Origin of the sequence: Streptomyces mobaraensis, from assembly GCF_020099395.1 — a bacterium.
In the GTDB taxonomy this organism is placed as follows: domain Bacteria; phylum Actinomycetota; class Actinomycetes; order Streptomycetales; family Streptomycetaceae; genus Streptomyces.
Map to the genome: position 1 here is coordinate 5,701,288 of NZ_CP083590.1, position 17,524 is coordinate 5,718,811.

A 17,524-nucleotide genomic window follows, 5' to 3' on the forward strand; every position below is an offset into this window, starting at 1 on the left:
GGTCCGCGCCGGGGTGGTGGGCGCACGGTGAGGGTGGGGAGTGCCGGGGGAATCGTTTCGGCGTCAGTGGTCCGGTGCCGGCTGTCCGGTGTCAGCGGCCCGGCCGGCCGGCTGACCGACGGGTCGGGCTGGGTCAGCGCTTGAACTCGGCGCTGTGGCGGGCCTTCCAGGTGTTCCCCTCGACCTGGTAGGCGGTGATCATGGTGTTGGTGGTGTCGCCGTACTTGTCGAAGGAGACGGTGCCGGTGACGCCGTCGAATTTGACCTTGTTGAGGGCCTCGACGACCTTGGCGCGGGCACCGTCGGGGAGTTTGCCGCCGTTGTCGGCGACGACGGCTTTGACGGCCTGGATGATGGCCCAGGCTGCGTCGTAGGTGGAGCCGCCGTATGCCTCGTAGCGGTCCTTGTAGCCCGCGGCTTTGTAGTCGGCGATGAACTTCTTGGCGGAGTCGAGTTCTTCGACGGGTTTGCCGACGGAGGTGGCGTAGTCGCCGGCGGATTTCTTGTTGAGTTTGATGTAGTCGGCGCTGTACATGCCGTCGCCGCCCATGAGGGGGGCTTTGACGCCGCTCTCCTTGAGCTGCTGGCTCAGGGGCGCGGCGGCCGGGTATTCGCCGCCGTAGAAGACGAGGTCGGCTCCGGAGCTCTTGGCCTTGGAGACGATGGCCTTGAAGTCGCGGTCCTCGGGGTTGACGTGTTCGGTGCCGGCGATCTTTCCGCCGAGTGCGGTGAACTGGGTGGAGAAGGCGGCCGCGAGGCCGACGCCGTAGGTCTTCTGGTCATCGATGACGTAGGCGTTCTTGGCCTTGATCTGATCGTGGGCGTATTTTCCGCCGAAGGCGCCCTGGACCTCGTCGGTGGTGGCGGTACGGAAATAGGTGGTGAACTGCCGCTTGCGCTGGTCCTGTTTCCAGTCCTTGCCCTGGGTGAGGTCGGGGGTGGTGTTGGCCGGGGAGATGAGGGCCACGGTGTTGGACTGGGCGACCTGCTGCATGGACTGGGCGACGCTGGAGTTCAGGGGGCCGACGATGCCGACGACCTTCTTGTCGCCGGCGAGTTTGGTGGCGTTCTGCTGGCCGGAGGTGGGCTGGGCCTGGTCGTCCAGCGCGGACAGTTCGAAGGTGACGCCGGGGACTTCGTTGCTCTTGTTGGCGTTGGTGACGGCGAGGTGGGCGGAGTTCTTGATGCCCTGGCCCAGGGCGGAGAGGTCGCCGGTCAGGGGGGCGTCGAGGCCGATCACCACGGTGGTCTTCTTGCCGCCCTTGTCGCCGTTGTCGCCCCCTTTGTCGTCGTCTCGGGAGCCGCAGGCGCTCAGGGTCAGCGCCCCGGCGGTGAGTGCGGTGGTGAGCAGGAGCAGGGGACGGTGTCGCACGGTGGGTCCTTTCCCTGGCGCGGCGGCTTCGCTGTGGTGCGGGTGCCGTGTCGCTCGCCGGGCAAGGACGAAGGAGGGAACGGGTGCGAACCGCCCGGCGGGGTGGCGGATGGCCGTGACTGTAAGGGCAGGGCGACAGGGCGGGGCAGAGGTGTCACCCAGGATGTGACTGTCTTGTTATGACGCAGATCACGTTCCGCATCGGCGGATCCCGCCCTGCCGCCGGGAGGTTCACCCGGCGGCCGTGGAGGGCGCAACTGCCGTCCACGGCCGGGGATTTGTCAGGCGGACGCCTGCGGATTGTCGCGGATGACGCAGGTGAGGCGGGCGGAGCAGACGCGCTTGCCCTGCTCGTCGGTGACGGCGATTTCGTAGGTGGCGCTGGTGCGGCCGCGGTGCACGGGGGTGGCGATGCCGGTGACGAGGCCGGAGCGGAGCCCGCGGTGGTGGGTGCAGTTGAGGTCGACGCCGACGGCGATCCGCGTGGGGCCGCCGTGCAGCATGGCGCCGACGGAGCCGAGCGTCTCGGCGAGCACGGCGGAGGCGCCGCCGTGGAGCAGCCCGTACGGCTGGGTGTTGCCCTCGACCGGCATGGTGCCGACGACGCGGTCGGGGGACGCCTCGACGACGCGGACGCCCATGCGCTCGCCGAGGTGGCCCGCCGAGAAGAGGGCGGGCAGGTCCAGGCCGCTGTCGGCCCAGGCGTCGAGGATCTCCTGCGGAAAGACGGTCCGGCTCTGTTCGCCCATGCTGCTCGGCTCCCCTGGTGCTCGTGGCGTACGTGAGGTGCACGCGACTTCAGGTACGCGAGGTACCTGAAGTGGTGCGTAGACGTTTGTTATCAGGTGGTGCTCTCGGGGCGCTCGGTGGGTTCGAGCCGGATGATGACGGACTTGCTCGCGGGAGTGTTGCTCTGGTCCGCGGTGTGGTCGAGCGGCACCAGGACGTTTGTCTCCGGGTAGTACGCGGCGGCGCAGCCGCGCGCCGTCGGGTAGTGGACGACGCGGAAGCCGGGGGCGCGCCGTTCGGTGCCATCCGTCCACTCGCCGACGAGGTCGGCGTACGCGCCGTCGGCGAGCCCGTGGTCGCGGGCGTCGTCGGGGTGGAGGAGGACGACGCGGCGGCCGTTCTTGATGCCGCGGTAGCGGTCGTCGAGGCCGTAGATGGTGGTGTTGTACTGGTCGTGGGAGCGGATGGTCTGGAGGAGCAGGCGGCCTTCCGGGACGTGGGGGAACTCGACGGGCGCCGCGGTGAAGTTGGCCTTCCCGGTGGTGGTGGGGAAGGTGCGCGAGTCGCGGGGCGCGTGGGGCAGGGTGAAGCCGCCGGGGCGGGCGACGCGGGTGTTGAAGTCCTCGAAGCCGGGGATCACGCGGGCGATGCGGTCGCGGATGGCGCCGTAGTCCTCCTCGAAGCGCTCCCACGGGGTGGTGGAGGCGGTGCCGAGGACGGCGCGGGCCAGGCGGCAGACGATGGCGGGCTCGGAGAGCAGATGGGGGCTCGCGGGGTCGAGCCGGCCGCGGGAGGCGTGGACCATGCCCATGGAGTCCTCGACGGTGACGAACTGGTCGCCGCCGCGCTGCCGGTCGCGTTCGGTGCGGCCGAGGGTGGGCAGGATGAGGGCCCGCGCGCCGGTGATCACGTGCGAGCGGTTGAGCTTGGTGGAGACGTGGACCGTGAGGCGGGCGCGGCGGACGGCCGCTTCCGTGACGTCGGTGTCGGGGGTGGCGGAGACGAAGTTGCCGCCCATGGCGAGGAAGACCTTGGCCTGTCCGTCGCGGAGCGCCCGGATCGCGCGGACCACGTCGAGGCCGTGCTCGCGGGGCGGGGTGAAGCCGAACTCCTTCTCCAGGGCGTCGAGGAAGGCGGGGGCGGGGCGTTCGAAGATGCCCATGGTGCGGTCGCCCTGGACGTTGCTGTGGCCGCGGACGGGGCAGACGCCGGCGCCGGGGCGGCCGATCGCGCCGCGCAGCAGCAGGAGGTTGACGACCTCCTTGATGGTGACGACGGCGTGCTTGTGCTGGGTGAGGCCCATGGCCCAGCAGACGACGGTGCGCCGGGAGTCGAGGACCATGCGCAGGGCCGCCAGGATCTCCTCCCGGGTCAGCCCGGTGGCGCGCAGGGTCTCGTCCCAGTCGGCGGTGCGGGCGAGGGCGGTGAACTCCTCGTAGCCGTGGGTGTGTTCGCGGACGAAGTCCTCGTCGACGGCGCCCTCGGTCTCCAGGACCAGCCGGTTGAGGAGGCGGAAGAGGGCCTGGTCGCCGCCGAGCCGGATCTTGAGGAAGAGGTCGGTGAGGGGGGTGCCGGAGCCGGCGAGGCCGCGCGCGTTCTGCGGGTTCTTGAACCGTTCGAGGCCCGCCTCGGGCAGCGGGTTGACGGTCATGATCCTCGTGCCGCCGCGCTTGGCCTTCTCCAGGGCGGAGAGCATCCGGGGGTGGTTGGTGCCCGGGTTCTGCCCGGCGACGATGATCAGGTCGGCCTTGTAGAGGTCCTCCAGCAGGACGCTGCCCTTGCCGACGCCGAGGGTGTCGGTGAGGGCGGAGCCGGAGGACTCGTGGCACATGTTGGAGCAGTCGGGCAGGTTGTTGGTGCCGAACTCGCGGGCGAACAACTGGTACAGGAACGCGGCCTCGTTGCTGGTGCGCCCGGAGGTGTAGAAGACGGCCTCGTCGGGCGACTCCAGGGCGCGCAGCTCGTCGGCGATGATGCCGAAGGCCCGCTCCCAGCTGACCGGCTCGTAGTGGTCCGCGCCCTCCGCGAGGTACATGGGGCGGGTGAGGCGGCCCTGCTGGCCGAGCCAGTAGCCGCTGCGGCCGGCGAGGTCCGCGACCGAGTGGGCGGCGAAGAAGGCGGGGGTGATCCGCCGGAGCGTGGCTTCCTCGGCGACGGCCTTGGCGCCGTTCTCGCAGAACTCCGCGGTGTGCCGCTTGTCCGGCTCGGGCCAGGCGCAGCCCGGGCAGTCGAACCCGTCCTTCTGGTTGACCTTGAGCAGGGTGAGCGCGGTGCGCCGGACGCCCATCTGCCGCTGGGCGGCGCGCAGCGAGTGCCCGATGGCGGTGAGGCCCGCCGCGGCGTGCTGCGGCGCGGTGACCTCGGGGGCGTCCTGGACGGGGTCGCCGGTCGGTGGTTTGCCTGCCATGTCGTTCCCCCTGAGCGGTGAGGCGGTCGCGTGGAGTGCTGCCGGTGACGATCCTGTCACGGGGGTCGGACAGCCGGGGCGGCGGCGGTGTGGCGGGGATTGTCAGTGGGTCGTGGCAGGATCGGGGGCGTGGCAGCAAAGGCATCGAAATCACCGTCCGACGCGACCGAGCCGACCGGCCCCGAGGCCGTGGGGGGAGGTGCGGGAGGCCGTCCCCGCCTGCTCCTGATGGACGGGCACTCCATGGCCTACCGGGCGTTCTTCGCGCTGCCCGCGGAGAACTTCACGACCTCCGGCGGCCAGCCGACGAACGCGGTGTACGGCTTCGCGTCGATGCTCGCGAACACCCTGCGTGACGAGAGCCCCACGCACTTCGCGGTGGCGTTCGACGTGTCGCGCAAGACGTGGCGTTCCGAGGAGTACGCGGAGTACAAGGCGACCCGGTCCAAGACCCCCGACGAGTTCAAGGGGCAGGTGGAGCTGATCGGCGAGCTGCTGGACCACATGCGGGTGCCCCGCTTCGCCGTCGACGGGTACGAGGCCGACGACGTCATCGCCACCCTGGCGGTCCAGGCCGAGGCCCAGGGCTTCGAGGTGTCGATCGTCACCGGCGACCGGGATTCGTTCCAGCTCGTCAGCGACGCCGTCACGGTGCTGTACCCGACCAAGGGCGTCTCGGAGCTGACGCGCTTCACGCCGGAGAAGGTCCAGGAGAAGTACGGCCTCTCGCCCGCGCAGTACCCGGACTTCGCGGCGCTGCGCGGCGACCCGTCCGACAATCTGCCGGGCATCCCGGGCGTCGGCGAGAAGACCGCCGCGAAGTGGATCAACCAGTTCGGTTCGTTCGCGGAGCTGGTGGAGCGGGCCGACGAGGTCAAGGGCAAGGCCGGGCAGAACCTGCGGGAGCACCTGGAGGCGGTCAAGCTCAACCGCCGCCTCACCGAGATGGTGCGCGACGTCGAGCTGTCGACGGGCCCGGAGGGCCTGGTGCGGGAGGCGTACGACCTCAGCGCGCTCGGCGAGCTGCTGGACCGGCTGGAGATCCGCAACCGGAGCCTGCGCGACCGGCTGTGGGGCACGGACCCGGCCGCGGTCGTCGAGGAGGCGGCCGAGGAGCTGGAGATCGAGCTGGACGGCCGGATGCTGGGCCAGGGCGAGCTGGCCGGCTGGCTGGCCGACATCCCGGCGGACGTGCCGGCCGCCGTGGTCGCCGGCTACGACTGGAAGCTCGGCACGGGTGACGTCCACGAGGTGGCGCTGGCCCTGCCGGACGACCGAGCCTGCTGGTTCGTCCCGCAGGAGTTGTCCGAGGACGACGACCGGGCGTTCGCCGCCTGGCTCGCCGACGCGGACCGCCCCAAGGTGCTGCACATGGGCAAGCGCGTCGTCCGCGTCTTCGCCGAGCGCGGCTGGCGGGTCGAGGGCGTCACCATGGACACCGCCGTCGCCGCCTACCTGGACGAGCCGGGTTCCCGGCCGTTCGAGACGGACCCGCTCAACCGCCACCGGCAGAAGCGGGCCGGCAAGGTCCGTTTCAACAAGGGCAAGCGCCAGCTCACCGAGCTGGAGGTGCTGGTCGAGGACAAGCTCGGCCGGACCCTCCCGCGCGTCGACCCCGACAAGGCCGAGGCCGGCCAGCAGGCGTTCGACTTCGACGGCACGGCCGACAAGGAAGCCGCCGAGAAGCTGATGGTCGAAGGCCGCGCGGTCCTCGACCTGGGTGTCTTCTACGAGCGGAAGCTCGCCGGGACGGGCGCGCTGGAGCTCATGCGCGACCTGGAGCTCCCGGTCGGCGACCTGCTCGTCGCCATGGAGCGCGAGGGCATCGCCGTCGACCGGGCCCGCCTGGAGCGGCTGTCCGAGGAGTACCTGGGCGAGATCGAGCAGGCCGTCGCCGAGGCGCACCGCGCCGCCGGCCGCGAGTTCAACCTCTCCTCGCCCAAGCAGCTCCAGGAGATCCTCTTCGAGGAGCTCGGCCTGCCCAAGACCAAGAAGATCAAGACCGGTTACACCACCGACGCCGACGCGCTGGCCTGGCTCGCCGCCCAGACGGAGAACGAGCTGCCGGTCGTCCTGCTGCGCCACCGCGACCGGGCCAAGCTCAAGACGACCGTCGACGGCCTGATCAACAACCTGGCGGCGGACGGCCGGATCCACACCACCTTCAACCAGATGGTGGCCGCCACCGGCCGGCTCTCCTCCACCGATCCCAACCTGCAGAACATCCCGGTGCGCACCGGCGACGGCAGCCGCATCCGCCGCTGCTTCGTGGTCGGCGAGGGCTTCGAGTCGCTGATGACGGCCGACTACAGCCAGATCGAACTGCGCGTCATGGCCCACCTGTCGGAGGACGAGGGCCTCATCGAGGCGTTCACCTCCGGCGAGGACCTGCACACCACGGTCGCCTCGCAGGTCTTCGGCGTGGCCAAGACCGACGTCGACCCGGAGATGCGCCGCAAGATCAAGGCCATGTCGTACGGGCTCGCCTACGGGCTGTCCGCGTTCGGCCTCTCGCAGCAGCTCGGGATCTCCCCGGGCGAGGCGGGCGGCCTGATGGACACCTACTTCGAGCGGTTCGGCGGGGTCCGCGACTACCTGCGCCGCGTCGTCGAGGAGGCCCGCGCCACCGGCTACACCGAGACCATGCTCGGCCGTCGCCGCTACCTGCCCGACCTCAACAGCGACAACCGCCAGCGGCGGGAGATGGCGGAGCGGATGGCGCTCAACGCGCCCATCCAGGGCACCGCCGCCGACATCGTGAAGGTCGCCATGCTGCGGGTGGCCGAGGCCCTGGAGAAGGAGAAGCTCGCCACCCGGATGCTGCTCCAGGTGCACGACGAAATCGTGCTGGAGGTGGCCCCCGGCGAGCGGGAGAGGGTCGAGGAGCTGGTGCGCCGGGAGATGGCCGGGGCCGTGAGCCTGCGGGCCCCGCTCGACGTGTCGGTGGGCGTCGGCGGCGACTGGGAGTCCGCCGCCCACTGAGCCGCTCACTGAGCCGCCCGGCGAGAGCCGCCGCGCGCCCGCCGATCGCTGAGGCCGTCGGCGGGTGCGCGCGTTTCCGGGTGCGTGCCGGGCCGGTGTTTCCGGGGAGACCAAAGTTTTTCCCGGGAGATCGGTGTGCGAACGCCCGTTCCGTGTCACACGATGGAGGGAAACCCGAACGGCCGGTCCCCCGCGGAGGGGGACCGCGGAGCAGAGGAGGCTCGCCGTGAAGGAGAGTCCCGAGGACGCGTCCACGGCATCAGCGCCGCAGCGGCTCTACACCGGGAGTGAGCGACCCTTCGACCCCGAGGACCTGGTCATGGCCTCGGGGCACGACGTCACTCCGGAACGGGTGGAGGCCGCCCGGCGGCACATCGAGGAGAAGGGCGCGGCGGCGCTGGAACGCTATCTGCCCTGACCGGCCCCGCCCGGCGCCCTCACCGGCGCCGGGCGTTCGCCCGCCGCGTGGGCTCCGCCGTGGACGGGTCCTCCGGCCAGGGGTGCCGCGGATAGCGGCCCCGCAGCTCGGCCCGGACCGCCCGGTAGCCGTCGCGCCAGAACGAGGCCAGGTCCGCCGTGACCGCCGCCGGCCGCCCGGCCGGTGACAGCAGGTGGACGAGGACGGGCACCCGCCCGCCGGCCACCGTCGGCGTCCGCTGCCAGCCGAACAGCTCCTGCAGCTTGACGGCCAGCACCGGCCGCCCGCTCGCGTAGTCCACCCGGATCCGCGACCCGCTGGGCACCTCGATCCGCTCGGGGGCCAGCTCGGCCAGCCGGGCCGCCTCTCCGCTCGCCCATGGAAGCAGCCGTTCCAGGGCGGCCCGGGCGTCCACCCGCTCCAGATCGGCGCGGCGCCGCGCGGCGTCCAGCTCCGGGCCCAGCCACGCCTCGGGGTCGCCCAGCAGTGCCTCGTCGGAGACGTCCGGCCAGGGCGCGCCCAGCTCGCGGTGGAGGAACGCGAGCCGCTCCCGCAGCCCGGTCGCCTCCGGATTCCAGCGCAGCAGCCCCGGCCCCTCGGCGCGCAGCCCCTCCACCAGGGCCGCGCGGAGGAGGCCGCGGCCGGGTGAGGAGAGTGGCCGGGAGGCCAGTTCCACCGCGCCCAGCCGGGCCACGCGCCGGGCCACCACGTCACCCCGCTCCGCCGACCAGCACACCTCCTCCGCCTCGGCGAAGAGCGCCCCGGCGGTGGCCCGAGCCGTGTCCTCGTCGATCACCGCGCCCAGCCGCACCCGAGCCGACGCCGAGGTGACCGGCCGGTCGGCCACGGCCACCGCCAGCCACGGCGCGCTGCGCAGCCGCGAACCGTCGCCCAGGACGGCACCGGTCCCCGACACCATCAGGAACGCGCCCTCGCCGCGCGCCCGCGCGACCCGCTCGGGGAACGCCAGCGCGGCGACCAGCCCCGCGGCGGCGTCGTCGGTGAGCGCACCCCCGGCGTCCCCGGGCTTTTCCCCGGCGACACCGCGCAGGGCCGACTCCAGCCGCCTGGCCTCCGCCCGCCAGCGGCCGGAGTAGGCGTCACCGCCCCGGCGCGCGGCCCGCCAGGCGGCCGCCAGGTCGTCGCCGTACTCGCGCGGCGGCTCCTCGCTCAGCAGCGCCACGATCTCGGCCGTGCGCCGCGCCCCCATCTCGGCGGCGCCGTCCAGCAGGGCCCGGGCCAGCCGCGGGTGCACGCCCAGCCGGGCCATCCGGTGCCCGCGCGCGGTGGGGCGCCCGTCCGCGTCCACAGCGCCCGTGGCCGTCAGCACGGCGCGCGCGGCGGCCAGCGCGCCGGTCGGCGGCGGGTCCAGCAGCGCCAGCCCGCTCGCGTCCGGATCGCCCCAGCAGGCTGCCTGGAGCGCGAACCCCGCCAGATCGGCGACGAGGATCTCCGGCGCCGGGAACGCGGCCAGCCGCGTCTCGTCGGCCTCGGCCCAGCAGCGGTAGACGGCCCCCGGCGCCTCACGCCCCGCGCGCCCCGCCCGCTGCCGGCCGGCGGCCCGCGACGCCCGGACGGTGGCCAGCGCGCTCAGCCCGCGCGCGTGGTCCGTCCGCGGCTCCCGGGCCAGCCCGGAATCCACCACCACGCGGACGCCGGGCACGGTCAGGCTCGACTCCGCCACCGACGTCGCCAGCACCACCCGCCGCGTCCCCGACCCGCCCGCCAGAACCGCCTCCTGCACCGCCGCCGGAGCCCGTCCGTGCACCTGGAGGACCTCCGCCCCCAGCTCCACCGGACCGCCCAGCAGCCCCGCCACCCGGGCGATCTCGCCGACACCGGGCAGGAAGCACAGCACGTCGCCCGCCCGCTCCCGCAGCGCCCGCCGCACCACCCCCGCCACGTGCTCCAGCAGCACCGGGTCCACGCGCGTCCCGTGCGGCGGCCGCACCGGCCGCTCCGGCGGCGCCCACACCGTCTCCACCGGGTGCGACACACCCTCGGCGGTGACCACCGGCGCGTCACCGAGCAGCCGGGCCCACCCCTCGGCGTCCGTCGTCGCCGACGCCGCGACCAGCCGCAGCTCCGGCCGCAGCGCGGCCCGCACGTCCAGCAGGAACGCCGCCGCCGTGTCGGCGTCCAGGTGCCGCTCGTGGCACTCGTCGAGCACCACCACGTCGACCCCGGAGAGCTCCTGGTCGCGCTGGAGCCGCTGCAGCAGCACACCCGTCGTCACCACCTCCACGACGGTCCCGGGCCCCACCCTGCGCTCACCACGCACCGTGAACCCCACCCGGCCCCCGGCCTCCTCGCCCAGCAGCCACGCCATGCGCCGCGCCGCCGCGCGGGCGGCGATCCGCCGCGGCTCGGCCACCAGGACCCGCCGGACCGGACCCTCCGGCCCCACCAGCCCCGCCAGAACCAGCGGGACCAGCGTCGTCTTGCCCGTGCCGGGCGGCGCGCAGAGCACGGCGGTGCCGTGCCCGTCCAGGGCGGAGACGAGGGCGGGCAGCGCGCCGCGGACGGGAAGCCGGTCGAGGACGTCGGTACGGATCACGCGCACCAGTGTCGCCGACCCTTCGAAAGGACGGATCCGCACCCCGACCACACCATTCCGGCCACGAGGTGACCGACTATCCGGAACCCCGTTGAGCGTTCCGCCGGGCGCGGCGCATGCTGCTCGCCCCTGCCCGCCCAGAACAGCAAGGAACCGCGAGGACGGCCGACCGTCACCGCGTTTCCGCAGCTCAGAATCGGTCCGGTGGCAACCGGGCCGCAGAGGTCACCTGTGAACGCCGCTCTCGCCACCCTGCCCGTCCTCGTCACCCTGGTGCTCCTCGCCCTGGGCGTGCGCGCGCTGTACGCCGCGCTGGCGGCCCTGACGACCGCGCTGGTCCTCACCGCCACGGCCTTCCGCACGCCCCTGGACGACCTCGGCGACGCCCACCTGCGCATGCTGCCCACCGTCGTCGAACTCGCGGCGATCCTCTTCGGCGGCATCCTGCTCAGCGAACTGATGACCCGCACCGGCGCCCAGGCGCGCATGGGGGAGCGACTCGGCAGCGCTTGCAGCTCACCGGGGCGCGCGGTGCTCCTGGTGACGCTGGGAGTCACTCCGTTCGCCGAGTCGCTGACCGGATTCGGCATCGGCGTGATCGTCGCCATCCCGCTGCTGCGCCGGCTCGGCCTGCCCCCGGCGCGCGCCGCCGCGGCCGGCCTGCTCGGGCTGGTGACCGTCCCCTGGGGCTCGCTGGCGCCGGGCAGCCTGGTCGCGGCCGAACTCGGCGACGTCGGATTCCAGCGGCTCGGCGTCGACTCCGCCCTGCTGTCCGCGCCCGTCTTCCTCATCTGCGGCGCCGCCGCCCTGACCGTCGGCCTCGGCGCCCGCCGCGCCCTGGCCTCCGCCGGCGACCTCGCCATCGCCGTGACCGCGCTCTGGGCCACCGTCTGGGCCGTCGACACCTACGTCGGCGTGCCCCCGGCCGGCGTACTGGGCGGGCTCGTCACGATGGCCGTCCTGCTGCTCGTCTCCCGGCTGCGGGAGCGGAACGGCGGGGGCGGCGAGCCCGTCGGCCGCGCCCTGTCCCCGTACGGGTTCCTGGTCGCCGGCCTGCTGCTGAGCCGCGCGGCGCTGGAGGCGGCCGGGGTCACGGAGGGCTGGTGGACGGTCGTCGCCGGTCCCGCCGGCTGGCTGCCGCTGACCGCCGTCCTCGCCCCGCGTCTGCTGGGCGCCTCCGAGCCGGTGCTCGGCGGGGCCGCCCGCGCCGCCTTCGGCCGCTGGTGGCAGGTGGCCCTGACGACCGTCGTCTTCCTCGCCCTGGGTACCCTGCTCACCGTGACCGGCATGAGCCGGGAGATCGCCGGGGCGTGTGCCTCGCTCGGCTCCTCGTACCTCTTCCTCGCGCCCTGGATCGGCGCGGTCGGCGGGTTCCTGGCCGGTTCCAACACCGGGGCGAACGCGATGTTCGCCGCGGGTCAGGCCGAGACCGCCCGGGCGCTCGGCCACTCCGCGGCCCACCTCGTCGCCGTCCAGAACGTCAGCGCCGCGCTGGCCTCCGGCGCCGCCGCCGCACGCGTCGCCCTGGCGGCGCAGCTGGCGGAGAACGCGCCCGGCCCCGCTTCCGTACGCCCCCGGACCGAGCCCGTCCCGGCCGACGCGCCGGGGACCGGCGGGACCGCCACCCGGCAGCTGACCGCGGCCCCGGCGGTCACGGAGACGGCCGCCGACACGCCAGTGGACACGCGCTGGGTGCTGCGCACGGTGCTGGGCGTGCACGCGCTGGTGTTCCTGACGACCGGGGTGATCGGCGTCCTGTGGGGCTGATCCGCGGCCGGGCGGCGTAGGGGCGGTGCGGCCCCGGTCCCGTTCGCGGACGAGGGGCCTCAGTCCCGCTCGCGGGCGAAGGGCTCTCAGTCCCGTTCGCAGACGAAGATCGCCGTGCCCGGGATCAGATGCCCGCGCAGCGGGGACCAGCCGCCCCACTCCTGCGTGTTCCAATCCGGCCATTCCGGCTCGACGAGGTCGACCAGCCGGAACCCGGCCGCCACCACGTCCCGCACCCGGTCGCCGAGGGTCCGGTGGTGCTCCACGTAGACGGCACGTCCCGTCTCGTCCTGCTCCACATAAGGGGTGCGGTCGAAGTAGGAGGCCGCGACGGACAGGCCCTCGGGGCCCGGCTCGTCCGGGAAGGCCCAGCGGATCGGGTGGGTGACGGAGAAGACCCACCGGCCGCCGGGCCGCAGCACCCGGCGCACCTCGCGCATCACCCGCACCGGATCGGCCACGAACGGCACCGCGCCGTAGGCCGAACACGCCAGGTCGAAGGAGCCGTCCGCGAAGGGCAGCGCGCCGGCGTCCGCCTCCACCAGGGGGACGCCCCCGCCGATCCGCAGCGCGTGCTGGAGCTGGCGGTGCGAGAGGTCCAGCGCCACCGGCCGGGCCCCCTGGGCGGCGAGCCAGCGCGAGCACTGGGCGGCCCCGGCGCCGATCTCCAGGACGTCCCGTCCGGCCAGGCCGGCGGCCGGGCCGAGCAGGCCGGCGTCCGCCTCGTCGAGCCCTTCCGGGCCCCAGACGAAACGGTCGTCGCCGAGGAAGGCCCCGTGCTCCCGCTGGTACTCGTCCGCGTTGCCGTCCCACCAGCCCCGGCTGGCCCGGCTGCTCTCGGTCTCGCCGGCGTTTCGCCTGGTCGCCTCCGGTTCGCCTGCCCCGGGCCCCTGGGGGTCCTGGACGTCCTGCCGCGGCTCGTACGTGTCTGGCGTCATCTGGGTGGTCGCGATCCCGGGGTGATGGGGGTGAGGGGGGCTTGCGGGTAAGGTATTCGGCCGCTGGGAGGTCTCGAACGGCTCCCACAAGGTGAGTTGTGCCGGATTCGGGGCATTTTGTCCCTGGTGTGCGCCTTCGCGCATTGACCGTGTCCGGCTGCCCCCGTATGCTACAAGTTGCGCTGCGAGCCTGCGCGCCTCGGACCGAGCAGGCCGCTTTCGTACTTGTTGTATGTCCCCTCGGTTGTCGAGGCGCTTCCGGAGTCATCCGGAGAGTGCGCTTCTAAGCTGTCCGGCTTCGGCGGTGCGATATACGGGCTCATGGCGTAGCAGTACCTACGACTCAATGTCCGTACCGGAGCCCTTTCCCACATGACGAGCAGCACCGAGACCACCGCCACCACCCCGCAGGTTGCGGTCAACGACATCGGTAACGAGGAAGCCTTCCTCGCCGCGATCGACGAGACGATCAAGTACTTCAACGACGGCGACATCGTCGACGGCGTCATCGTGAAGGTCGACCGGGACGAGGTCCTGCTCGACATCGGTTACAAGACCGAAGGCGTCATCCCTTCCCGCGAGCTCTCGATCAAGCACGACGTCGACCCGAATGAGGTCGTCAGCGTCGGTGACCAGGTCGAGGCCCTCGTTCTCCAGAAGGAGGACAAGGAAGGCCGCCTGATCCTCTCGAAGAAGCGCGCCCAGTACGAGCGTGCCTGGGGCACCATCGAGAAGATCAAGGAAGAGGACGGGATCGTCACCGGTACCGTCATCGAGGTCGTCAAGGGTGGTCTCATCCTCGACATCGGCCTCCGCGGCTTCCTCCCGGCCTCCCTGGTCGAGATGCGTCGCGTCCGCGACCTCCAGCCCTACGTGGGCAAGGAGCTCGAGGCGAAGATCATCGAGCTGGACAAGAACCGCAACAACGTGGTCCTGTCCCGCCGCGCCTGGCTGGAGCAGACCCAGAGCGAGGTCCGCCAGACCTTCCTCACCACCCTCCAGAAGGGTCAGGTGCGCTCCGGCGTCGTCTCCTCCATCGTCAACTTCGGTGCCTTCGTGGACCTGGGCGGCGTCGACGGTCTCGTCCACGTCTCCGAGCTGTCCTGGAAGCACATCGACCACCCGTCCGAGGTCGTCGAGGTCGGCCAGGAGGTCACGGTCGAGGTCCTGGACGTCGACATGGACCGCGAGCGCGTCTCCCTGTCGCTCAAGGCGACCCAGGAAGACCCGTGGCAGCAGTTCGCCCGGACCCACCAGATCGGTCAGGTCGTCCCGGGTAAGGTCACCAAGCTCGTTCCGTTCGGTGCGTTCGTGCGCGTCGACGAGGGCATCGAGGGCCTGGTCCACATCTCCGAGCTGGCCGAGCGCCACGTGGAGATCCCGGAGCAGGTCGTCCAGGTCAACGACGAGATCTTCGTCAAGGTCATCGACATCGACCTCGAGCGCCGCCGCATCAGCCTCTCGCTGAAGCAGGCCAACGAGTCCTTCGGTGCCGACCCGTCCGTGGTCGAGTTCGACCCGACCCTGTACGGCATGGCCGCGTCCTACGACGACCAGGGCAACTACATCTACCCCGAGGGCTTCGACCCCGAGGCCAACGACTGGCTGCCGGGTTACGAGAAGCAGCGCGAGGAGTGGGAGCGCCAGTACGCCGAGGCGCAGCAGCGCTTCGAGCAGCACCAGGCGCAGGTCATCAAGTCCCGCGAGGCCGACGAGCAGGCCGCTGCCGAGGGTGCTGCCGCTCCGGCCGCCGCCTCCGGTGCCGGCAACGTCTCCGGCGGTTCGTACTCCTCGGAGTCGGCCGACACCTCCGGCGCCCTGGCGTCGGACGAGGCGCTGGCCGCCCTCCGCGAGAAGCTCGCCGGCGGCCAGAGCTGAGGCTCTGACCGGCCGCGGCTGACCGCAGGCTGACGTGAGGCCCGTTCCCCTTCGGGGGAGCGGGCCTCACGCGTGTTCGGGGGCCGTGCGGGGAATGGCCGGGGCGACCAAGAGCGTTCCCTCCCAAGGAACATGAGGAGGAACGGTCACCGTGTTGGATCCGCAGGGTTTGTACGAATGGGAGCCCAAGGGGCTCGCCGTGGCCGACCTGGCCCTGGCTCAGGAAACCGCCGGCCTGGTCATGCTCTACCACTTCGAGGGCTACATCGACGCTGGAGCGACCGGTGAGCAGATCGTCGAGCGGCTGCTCGACCAGCTGCCGAACCAGGTCGTGGCCCGCTTCGACCACGACCGGCTCATCGACTACCGGGCGCGCCGCCCGCTGCTGACCTTCCAGCGGGACCGCTGGAGCGCCTACGAGACGCCGAAGATCGAGCTGCGGCTGGTCCAGGACGCCACCGGCGCGCCGTTCCTCCTGCTGTCCGGGCCGGAACCGGACGTCGAGTGGGAGCGGTTCGCCGCCGCCGTACGGGAGTTGGTGGAACGGCTGAACGTACGCCTTTCGGTCAACTTCCACGGCATCCCGATGGGTGTGCCGCACACCCGCCCCGTCGGCATCACCCCGCACGGCAACCGCGCGGAGCTGGTACCGGGCCACCGCGGCCACTTCGACGAGGCGCAGGTGCCCGGCAGCGCCGAGGCGCTCCTCGAGTACCGGCTGACGGAGGCGGGCCACGACGTCCTCGGCATCGCCGCCCACGTCCCGCACTACGTCGCCCGCTCGCCCTACCCGGACGCCGCGCTGGTCGTCCTGGAGGCGATCACCTCGGCCACCGGCCTGGTGCTGCCCAACGCCGCGCACGCGCTGCGCAGTCAGGCGCTGCGCACCCAGGAGGAGATCGAGCGGCAGGTCGCCGAGGGGGACGAGGAGCTGGTGGCGCTCGTCCGCGGGCTGGAGCACCAGTACGACGCGATGGCCGGCGCGGAGACACGCGGGAACCTCGTCGCCGAGCCCCTGGAACTGCCGTCCGCGGACGAACTCGGCGCGGAGTTCGAGCGGTTCCTCGCCGACCGGGAGGGCGAGGGCGGCCGGTGAACCGGCGGCCGATAGCGTGGGGCCCATGCTGAAGGTGGGTCTCACGGGCGGTATCGGCGCGGGCAAGAGCGAGGTGTCGCGCCGGCTGGCCGCGCACGGAGCGGTGATCGTCGACTCGGACCGGATCGCGCGGGAGGTGGTGGAGCCGGGGACGGCCGGACTGGCCGCGGTCGTCGCGGAGTTCGGGCCGGAGGTGCTGACTCCGGACGGTTCCCTGGACCGCCCCCGCCTCGGTGCGGTCGTCTTCGCCGACGCCGGGCGGCTGGCCGCGCTGAACGCCATCGTCCATCCGCTGGTGCGGGCCCGGTCGGCCGAGCTGGAGGCCGCGGCGGCGCCGGACGCGGTCGTCGTGCACGATGTGCCGCTCCTGGTCGAGAACGGCCTGGCCCCGCTGTACGACCTGGTCGTGGTGGTCGACGCCCGGGAGGACACGCGGCTGGACCGGCTGGTGCGGCTCCGGGGCATGGCGCCGGAGGAGGCCAGGGCCCGGATGGCCGCCCAGGCCACGCGTGAACAGCGGCTCGCGGCGGCCGACATCGTGATCGCCAACGACGGTCCGGTGGCCGAGCTGGAGGCCCGGGTGGACGAGGTGTGGGCCGGGCTGTGCGCGCGGGCGGCGGAGGGCCGGGGGATCTCCTAGGAGCCGCGTGGGGCGACCTTCGGGGCACGGCTGGGAATAGGGCTTGACGTCCCGGCGTTGTGCGGGCCGCATCCTTCGGGGTGACCTGCATGGAACGCCAGGGATCCACAGGGAAGGGACCGTGCCCGTGGCCGAGCCGACACCCGAGACCCACGTCATCGACTTCCGCTCCGCCGAGCGGCTGCTGGACGCCCGCGATCCGCGCGGCGCGGTCAAGCTGCTGGACTCGGTCATCGCCTCCCATCCGGAGAACACCGCGGCCCGCCTGCTGCGGGCGCGCGCCTACTTCGCCGCCGCCCGGCTCCGCCCGGCCGAGCGCGAGTTCCAGCACGTGCTGGAACGCGAACCGGACAACGCCTTCGCCCACTTCGCCCTCGGCCGGACGCTCGTCCGCTCCGGCCGGCCCGAGGAGGCCGTACGGCACTTCCGGCTGGCCGCGGCGCTCGACCCCCGGCCGGACTTCGTGGCGGCGGCCCGCTTCGACGACAAGGGCTGAGGATCTGAGGGCGCCCGGCGCGGCGGGGCCGGCACGCCCCACCGGCCCCGGCGCGAGCCGTGGTGTTCCGGCGGCTCCGGGGCCGTGCACCCCTGATCGCGCGCCTCCGCCGCCGGCGCCGGCCCGTGGGCCGGTTACGGCCGTGGGGCCGGGGCTTGGGCGGGGCGCTCGGCCGGCGGGCAGGCCCCGGCCGCCCGGCGGTCCGGTGGAGGGCGTGGTCGGCCGTCCCGGTGCGGCGGGGGCC

Annotated in this window: 12 protein-coding genes; 7 read left to right on the forward strand and 5 right to left on the reverse strand. The window is 73.0% G+C overall.

The features are described 5' to 3' along the window. Positions 1-133: 133 nt before the first annotated feature. The 3 genes from K7I03_RS25155 to K7I03_RS25165 form a co-directional block, all read right to left on the reverse strand. The gene (locus K7I03_RS25155) at positions 134-1,357 is read right to left on the reverse strand and encodes a branched-chain amino acid ABC transporter substrate-binding protein (RefSeq protein ID WP_185943806.1); all 1,224 of its coding nucleotides are present in this window, start codon (positions 1,355-1,357) and stop codon (positions 134-136) included. A 296-nt stretch (positions 1,358-1,653) separates the two neighbouring features. Beyond that, entirely contained in the window at positions 1,654-2,121 is a 468-nt protein-coding gene (locus K7I03_RS25160; protein ID WP_185943692.1) for a PaaI family thioesterase, read from the reverse strand. A gap of 92 nt (positions 2,122-2,213) precedes the next feature. Further along, positions 2,214-4,508, reverse strand: coding sequence for an FdhF/YdeP family oxidoreductase (locus K7I03_RS25165; protein ID WP_185943693.1), 2,295 nt, complete (start codon positions 4,506-4,508; stop codon positions 2,214-2,216). A gap of 129 nt (positions 4,509-4,637) precedes the next feature. Here K7I03_RS25165 and polA point away from each other — a divergent pair, with 129 nt between their 5' ends. Together polA and K7I03_RS25175 are read left to right on the forward strand one after the other, a co-directional pair. Next, the gene (gene polA / locus K7I03_RS25170; RefSeq protein ID WP_185943694.1) at positions 4,638-7,490 is read left to right on the forward strand and encodes a DNA polymerase I; all 2,853 of its coding nucleotides are present in this window, start codon (positions 4,638-4,640) and stop codon (positions 7,488-7,490) included. A gap of 226 nt (positions 7,491-7,716) precedes the next feature. Next, positions 7,717-7,908 carry a hypothetical protein gene (locus K7I03_RS25175; RefSeq protein WP_004953055.1) on the forward strand — a complete coding sequence of 64 codons (192 nt, stop codon included), beginning with the start codon at positions 7,717-7,719 and terminating at the stop codon, positions 7,906-7,908. A 19-nt stretch (positions 7,909-7,927) separates the two neighbouring features. Here the strand turns inward: K7I03_RS25175 and hrpB are convergent, their stop codons facing one another. Then, positions 7,928-10,465: an ATP-dependent helicase HrpB gene (gene hrpB, locus K7I03_RS25180; RefSeq protein WP_185943695.1), complete on the reverse strand. Its 2,538-nt coding sequence runs from the start codon at positions 10,463-10,465 to the stop codon at positions 7,928-7,930. Positions 10,466-10,696: 231 nt separating this feature from the next. On the opposite strand from hrpB, the gene K7I03_RS25185 reads away from it, so the two are divergent. Next, on the forward strand, positions 10,697-12,232 hold the full coding sequence (locus K7I03_RS25185) for an L-lactate permease (protein ID WP_185943696.1): 1,536 nt from the start codon (positions 10,697-10,699) through the stop codon (positions 12,230-12,232). Positions 12,233-12,318: 86 nt separating this feature from the next. On the opposite strand, the gene K7I03_RS25190 is transcribed toward K7I03_RS25185, so the two are convergent. Beyond that, entirely contained in the window at positions 12,319-13,170 is an 852-nt protein-coding gene (locus K7I03_RS25190; protein WP_185943697.1) for a class I SAM-dependent methyltransferase, read from the reverse strand. Positions 13,171-13,542: 372 nt separating this feature from the next. On the opposite strand from K7I03_RS25190, the gene rpsA reads away from it, so the two are divergent. The 4 genes from rpsA to K7I03_RS25210 all read left to right on the forward strand — a co-directional run bounded on the left by rpsA (position 13,543) and on the right by K7I03_RS25210 (position 17,280). After that, complete coding sequence (gene rpsA / locus K7I03_RS25195) at positions 13,543-15,048, forward strand: 30S ribosomal protein S1 (RefSeq protein WP_185943698.1); 1,506 nt, start codon at positions 13,543-13,545, stop codon at positions 15,046-15,048. Between the two features lie 151 nt (positions 15,049-15,199). Continuing rightward, positions 15,200-16,144 (forward strand): proteasome assembly chaperone family protein, encoded by a 945-nt coding sequence (locus K7I03_RS25200; protein WP_185943699.1) that lies wholly within the window; start codon positions 15,200-15,202, stop codon positions 16,142-16,144. A gap of 25 nt (positions 16,145-16,169) precedes the next feature. After that, positions 16,170-16,784 (forward strand): dephospho-CoA kinase, encoded by a 615-nt coding sequence (gene coaE / locus K7I03_RS25205; protein WP_185943700.1) that lies wholly within the window; start codon positions 16,170-16,172, stop codon positions 16,782-16,784. A 127-nt stretch (positions 16,785-16,911) separates the two neighbouring features. After that, the gene (locus K7I03_RS25210; RefSeq protein ID WP_185943701.1) at positions 16,912-17,280 is read left to right on the forward strand and encodes a tetratricopeptide repeat protein; all 369 of its coding nucleotides are present in this window, start codon (positions 16,912-16,914) and stop codon (positions 17,278-17,280) included. Positions 17,281-17,524 lie beyond the last annotated feature (244 nt).